The organism is Modicisalibacter radicis (assembly GCF_900961225.1).
In the GTDB taxonomy this organism is placed as follows: domain Bacteria; phylum Pseudomonadota; class Gammaproteobacteria; order Pseudomonadales; family Halomonadaceae; genus Modicisalibacter.
This window is the reverse complement of record NZ_CAAHFN010000127.1, coordinates 1-488: the sequence shown is the minus strand read 5'-3', so window position 1 is coordinate 488 and position 488 is coordinate 1. Positions and strand designations below refer to the sequence as shown.

Sequence of the window (488 nt, the reverse complement as noted above, 5' to 3'; positions counted from 1 at the left end):
AGGCGCTGGGTGATATCGAGCTGCTCGACACTACCGAGCATCGTCAGCTTGCGGCCTGGGGCGAGAACACCCAGCGCTACCCCGATATTGAATCCGTCCACCGTCTGTTCGAGCGCCAGGCGGCGGCAACCCCCGAAGCCTTGGCACTGATCTTCGCGGACCAGCGGCTCAGCTACGCCGAGCTCAACGCCCGCGCCAACCGGCTGGCCCACTATCTGGTTGGTCTGGGCGTCAAACCCGAGACCCGGGTGGGCATTGCCGTGGAGCGCTCCGTCGAGATGATGGTGGGGCTGCTGGGGATCCTCAAGGCCGGCGGCGCCTACGTGCCGCTGGACCCGGACTATCCGGCCGACCGGCTGGGCTACATGGTCGCGGACAGCGGTATCGAGCTACTGCTGACCCAACAGCACCTGCGTGACGCACTGCCCGCGACCGAGGGCCTGAGCGTGCTCGCACTGGACCGGCTGGACCTGGCGCATCAGGCGTCG

General features: G+C 67.6%; 1 protein-coding gene. It reads left to right on the top strand.

Annotated features, from left to right (window positions below; translation table 11 throughout):
- Positions 1 to 488: AMP-binding protein (locus HR9077_RS20045; protein ID WP_136069072.1), on the top strand; the 488-nt coding region annotated here is incomplete at both ends.